The organism is Paraburkholderia sp. UYCP14C, from assembly GCF_004197395.1.
Classification (GTDB): domain Bacteria; phylum Pseudomonadota; class Gammaproteobacteria; order Burkholderiales; family Burkholderiaceae; genus Paraburkholderia.
Map to the genome: position 1 here is coordinate 1 of NZ_SELS01000152.1, position 5,405 is coordinate 5,405.

Here is a 5,405-nt window from a genome sequence, read left to right on the forward strand (position 1 = left end):
TGGCTATGCATGACCTGCCTTCGTCTTGTTTATCCAGAAACCGGGACGATACCACCCACTGAAAATTCAATAGAGGCATCTTTACCAAGGCCTGTCACGATATTCAGCACACCAGGCGGCAGGTCGGCCGCAGCAGCGATATTTCCGAGTTCGAGCGCCGTAAGCGGCGTGAGCTCCGAAGGCTTTAACACCATCGTGCAGCCAGCCGCCAATGCCGGCGCGACCTTCCATGCAGCCATCAACATGGGAAAATTCCACGGAATGATGGCGCCTGCCACGCCAACCGGTTCCTTCCTGGCCACCGAACTGAACCGGTCGTCGGAGAGAGCCACAGGTATCTCGGCGGTCTCATCGAGGTTTTCGGCAAGACCTGCATAGAACTCGAAGCAGCCTGCGGCGTCGCCGAGGTCCCAGAGCGCTTCGGGGAGCGGCTTGCCGTTGTCGTGGACTTCGATTTCTGCCAGCTCCTGGAGGCGCTCGCGAATGCCTTTGCCGATACGACGAAGCACTGCTGCGCGGTCCGCACCACTCATGCGCGGCCACGGACCTTCATCGAACGCCTTGCGCGCGGCTTTTACAGCGAGGTCAACATCTTCCGCTGTCGCGGCGGCGACTTTGGCGATGACCTGTTCACTGCTGGGGTCGATGGTCTCAAAGCTTCCATTTTTGATGGGTGCGACCCATCGACCGTCGATGAAAAGTCGTTCGTACGATTTCATGAATGTTCTCTCAGGCAAAGCGGTAGGCGCTGAATGGCGCGAGGTTTTGTTTGGTGGCGCGACCGGCGACCATGTCGCCAATCAATCTGCCTGTCGTTGCTCCGAGCGTCAGTCCAAGCTGGCCGTGGCCAAAGGCCATCAACACGTTGGTCAGTCGGCGTGAGCGGTCGATAACAGGTTTGGTATCGGGCAGGAAAGGCCGGTATCCGACGCCGAACTCAACGTCCTCGGTTCGAAGCTCAGGCAGAATCCGCTTGGCTTTTTCAAGAATGATTTCTGCGCGCTGGAAATTTGGCTCGGCGTTACGACCTGCGAATTCGATGGTGCCGCCAATCTGAAGACCACGGGTCATCGGCGTAAAGCAAAACCCGCCATCCGCATAAATGATTGAGTGTCGAATGTCCACGTTTGGATTCGGAATGAGCGCCTGATAACCGGCGATCCCTTCGAGCGGCACCTTAACGCCCAACTGGTCAAAGAAGTGCCTTGAGCCAATGCCTGCTGCAACAACAACATGGTTTGCCGGAATCTGCTGCCCATTGCGAAGTGAAACCCCGGTGGCCAGGCCTCCCGACTCGTTGATTCCCGCGGCGCCCGACTGCACCCGTACGCCTCCACGGGAAACGAAGCTATCGGTCAACGCCGTAATGAAGCCTTCCGTGTCATTCACGAAACGCCAATCCGGGAAAAGCAGACCGTGTGCGAAGCGGCCCGAAAGCGTCGGCTCCATGTCAGCAATCTCCGTAGCCGAAAGACGTTGACAGCGAAAGCCCAGTGATTCGCGTAACTCGAGATGCTCCTTGTCGCGTTCGATTGCGCTGGCGTCGTCAAACAGTTCAATCACCGGACGCTGACCAAGAAGGGTCGCCTTATCGCCGCATTCTTCGAGAAGCGGCGCATAGTCGTCGTACACGTCGTGAGTCAATGTGGCCAATGCCTGTGCGATGTCCACAATCTTCGCGTGGCGCGCTGACGCAACGAAGCGCGCAAACCACGGCAGAATTCCGGGCAATGCTCGAGGACGCAAAGCGAGTGGTCCTTTCTGGTCCATTAACCATCCAGGCACCTTTTTCAGGATGCCGGGTTTGGATAGCGGAATGACTTCGCTCACCGCCATCTGGCCGCAACTCCATTTCGCGGTACTGTTGCCCGGGACCTCCGGGTCGACGATCGTAACGGCATAACCTTCACGCAGAAGGTAGAGCGCGCAACATACGCCGACGATGCCGCCCCCGATGACTACTGCAGTCTCGCGCGGCACGGCCGCTGTTGCCCCCGGGAAATGCTGACGCGGAACGGCGTTCACTTTGCAAACTCCTGCAGGCTGAACCCGTATGCGTAGGGCTGTGCGTCATCAACATAGTGTTCGCCACGTCCCGTAATCCACGCTCGACCTTCGATACTTGGGAACACCGCGTCCAGACCACTGTTGAGCTTGGTCGGCTCTTCGGCGCGGCCGATGAAGCGACTGCCGATAAGGCTCTCGTGCTTGAAAGGCTGACCCTGGTCAAGCAGTCCCCGAGCGAAACGTTGTGCAACTCGCGCGGAACTCCCCGTTCCGCACGGCGAGCGGTCAATCAGGCTATCTCCAGCAATGACGACCGCGCGTCCGTCGGATTCAGGGTCGATAGGTCGACCTGTCCACATGCAGTGTTTGACGCCGCGAATTTGCGCGTTGTCCGGATGGACGACGTCGATCGCGTCATTGACGAGCCTCTGCATATCGCGTCCCCATTCGAGCAGCTGCTCAGGGGAGAAGTGCTCGCAACCGGGGTAATTTTCCTGAACCTCGACGATGGGATAGAAGTTCCCACCGTAGGCGATGTCCACAGTCAGCTTGCCAAAGTGCGGATGAGAGATTTCGACGTCGCGATGCAGCAGGAAGCTCGGGACGTTTGTGAATCGAACTGAAGCGACGCGGTCGCCATCCATCTCGTAGCGAGCGGTCACCTGACCGGCCGGCACATCGACGACGACGAGGCCCGGTTGCCTCGGCGAGATGAGACCGGCTTCCAGCGCAAAGGAAATTGAGCCAATCGTCGCATGCCCACACATGGGCAGGCAGCCGGACGTCTCGATGAAAAGCAGACTGAAGTCGGCGTTGTTGCTCAGCGGCGGATAGAAGATTGTTCCGGACATGTGGGAATGGCCACGCGGTTCAAGCATCAACGCGCGACGAACCCAGTCATAGTTCTCAACGAAGTATAGGCGGCGGTCGTTCATCGTTGCGCCTTGAAGCTCAGGGCCGCCGCTGACGACCATGCGCACGGGCATACCTTCGGTATGGCCCTCGATACAGGCAAAGGTGTGTCTGGACATGTTCCTCTTCTCTTTGCAATTGCGTCGCCCACGGCTTGGGGCGACGCACCCTTCGAGATTACGCCTGCGACGCTTCGAAGACCTTGCGGAACTCAGCCTTCTCTTCGTCGGTCAGCGGCTTGAGCGGCATACGCGCGTTGCCGACTTTGAAACCTGCAAGCTCGCAACCGTACTTCACCTTCTGCACGAACTTGCCTGCTTCCATGCTCGCCATGACCGGGAACAGCGTGCGCATAACCGCCTGCGCGCCGAAGATGTCGCCCGCGGCGAACTTGTCATAAATTTCCACGGTCTTCTTCGCGAAGCAATTTGCGGGTCCGCAAATCCAGCTGCTTGCTCCCCAGAGGAAGAAGTCGAGGGCCTGGTCGTCCGAGCCGCACGAAAGTTGATAGTGGCCCTTGTACTTGGAACCGATTTCGATAGCGCGCAGCAGGTTGCCGCTGCTTTCCTTGATGCCGATAACGCGCGGGTTGTCCTTAAATGCTTCGAGGACGTCGTAGCCGACTTCGACGTTGGTACGGACCGGGTAGTTGTAGACGACCACGTCGATTTCTGGCACTGCTTCGAGAATTGCCTCGTAGTGGCCGATGAGCTCTTCCTGCGACGGCATCGCGTAGTACGGCGGTGCGATGAGCAGGTTGGTGTACCCGGCGTCACGCGTCTGCTTCACCTGCTCGATGACCTCACGGGTGGACGAACCATTGGCACCCGCAATCAGGATGCCGCGGTCGCCGACGACTTCACGAACGGTCTTCAGGACGGCGCGGCGCTCTTCGTTGTTCAGCGCGTAGTATTCGCCCGTCGAGCCCAGCGGCACGAAGCCCTTGACGCCCGCCTTCAGTTGGAACTCGATGATGGATGCCAACGTGTCATGGTCGACAGCGCCCTTCGAATCGAACGGCGTAACCAGGGCGGGCAAGATACCTTTCATTTCCATGTGTTTTCTCCGACTTAGCAAGTACAGGTGAGTTAGTAGGCGTATCGCCTAAGCATGCGCGTCTCGACCACGCCGACAAGACGCGTCAGCGGGAAAGCGACGAAGAAGTAAATCAGTGCGACTGTGGTCAGGAATTCGACCGGTTTGGCCGTGCTGTTCGAGATGTTCTGGCCGACAAACATAAGGTCTGCAACGCCAACCGACGAAATCAGCGCGCTCTCCTTGAACAGGCTGACGACATTCGAAAGGAGCGGCGGAATGGCTCGCAGAAGCGCCTGCGGGAAGATGACGTACAGAATTTTCGCCTGTGGCGAGAGACTCAAGGCGATACACGCATCGTGTTGCTCTGACGAAATCGACTTCAACGAACCTCTAAACGTCTCGCTCGTAATAGCAGTCATGTACAACGTCAGCGAAATCACGACCGACAGATACGGCGGAATCGGAAGCCGGAAAACGACCGGGAAACAGAAGAACACCCAGAACAGCTGAATCAGCAGCGGAGTGCCACGAAAGAATTCGACATAGAGTGTCGTTACACATTTCAGCGGCTTGGACGGAGACATGCGTAGCATGCTAAGGATGAACCCACCGAGGCTTCCAATAACCGCACAGCTGCTGGTTATAGCGATGGTGAGACCGAGGCCCTTGAGTAAGACCTGCCAATAAGGGAATACAGCCGAGAAATCAAGTTGCATGGCTTTCTCCTCAGCGCTGGACCGCGAGGTCCTGGCGACGTTCAATCACGTTGACCAGCCTGGCGATGGGCAGCGAGAGAGCAAAATAGATGAGCGCGACCACCGTGTACGTTTCGAGGGGGCGATATGCTTCGGTCGCGAGACTCTTGCCTACGTACATGAGGTCTGCAACCGCGACTATGGCAACCAGTGCGCTTTGCTGGAGGCTCGAGATGCCGTTGGTCATGAGCACCGGAGTAGCGCTACGCAACGCTTGCGGAAGGACCACATACATCGTCCTTTGCCACGGCTTCAGGCCAAGCGCCACGCACGCATCGAGATGCTCCTTCGGCACTGACTGAATGCCGGCTCGGTATGCCTCTGCATTAAACGCCGTCAGGTTCAGACCGAGCGCGAGAATGCCCATCACGATAGGGTCAATAAACACGTCGACCATCATTGGGATGCAGTAAAAGAACCAGACAATTTGAAGAAGTGCTGGCGTGCAGCGGAAAAACTCGATGAAAAGCTGTGCCGGCCAACGAACAGCTATCCAGCGGCTCATCGCGAGCAGGCAAAGAAAGAATCCGAATACCAGGCCCATTGCGTTCGCTGCGAGTGCCAGTTCGATAGTGACCCTAAGCCCAGACAGCAGGGCACCGAAGCTTCCTTGGAGTGTATCGGCTCCGGTTGTCTGGACAAGCTTTTGCAGCTCAGGCGGCCAGCTTCATCAGCCTTTCCTGACGGGCTTCG

The 5,405-nt window shown here is 57.8% G+C and carries 6 protein-coding genes; all 6 read right to left on the reverse strand.

The features are described from left to right. Window positions 1-29: 29 nt before the first annotated feature. Genes EVC45_RS43290 through EVC45_RS43315 form a run of 6 tightly spaced genes read right to left on the reverse strand, consistent with a single transcriptional unit; the run spans window position 30 to window position 5,364 of the window. Window positions 30-719, reverse strand: coding sequence for an aldehyde dehydrogenase family protein (locus EVC45_RS43290; protein ID WP_248295511.1), 690 nt, complete (start codon window positions 717-719; stop codon window positions 30-32). 10 nt (window positions 720-729) lie between these two features. Continuing rightward, window positions 730-2,025, reverse strand: coding sequence for an FAD-binding oxidoreductase (locus tag EVC45_RS43295; RefSeq protein ID WP_129964191.1), 1,296 nt, complete (start codon window positions 2,023-2,025; stop codon window positions 730-732). Further along, on the reverse strand, window positions 2,022-3,038 hold the full coding sequence (locus tag EVC45_RS43300; protein WP_129964192.1) for a 4-hydroxyproline epimerase: 1,017 nt from the start codon (window positions 3,036-3,038) through the stop codon (window positions 2,022-2,024). The genes EVC45_RS43295 and EVC45_RS43300 overlap by 4 nt, the downstream gene beginning before the upstream one ends. A gap of 58 nt (window positions 3,039-3,096) precedes the next feature. Beyond that, complete coding sequence (locus EVC45_RS43305; protein ID WP_129964193.1) at window positions 3,097-3,975, reverse strand: dihydrodipicolinate synthase family protein; 879 nt, start codon at window positions 3,973-3,975, stop codon at window positions 3,097-3,099. 32 nt (window positions 3,976-4,007) lie between these two features. Next, complete coding sequence (locus EVC45_RS43310) at window positions 4,008-4,673, reverse strand: amino acid ABC transporter permease (protein WP_129964194.1); 666 nt, start codon at window positions 4,671-4,673, stop codon at window positions 4,008-4,010. Between the two features lie 10 nt (window positions 4,674-4,683). Continuing rightward, a complete protein-coding gene (locus tag EVC45_RS43315; RefSeq protein WP_129964195.1) occupies window positions 4,684-5,364 on the reverse strand; it encodes an amino acid ABC transporter permease in 681 nt (226 codons plus the stop codon). Window positions 5,365-5,405: the final 41 nt, after the last annotated feature.

Coding starts and splice junctions, on each gene's coding strand:
- EVC45_RS43290 (WP_248295511.1), bottom strand. CDS start 719: ATGAAATCGTACGAACGACTTTTCATCGACGGTCGATGGGTCGCACCC.
- EVC45_RS43300 (WP_129964192.1), bottom strand. CDS start 3,038: ATGTCCAGACACACCTTTGCCTGTATCGAGGGCCATACCGAAGGTATG.
- EVC45_RS43305 (WP_129964193.1), bottom strand. CDS start 3,975: ATGGAAATGAAAGGTATCTTGCCCGCCCTGGTTACGCCGTTCGATTCG.
- EVC45_RS43310 (WP_129964194.1), bottom strand. CDS start 4,673: ATGCAACTTGATTTCTCGGCTGTATTCCCTTATTGGCAGGTCTTACTC.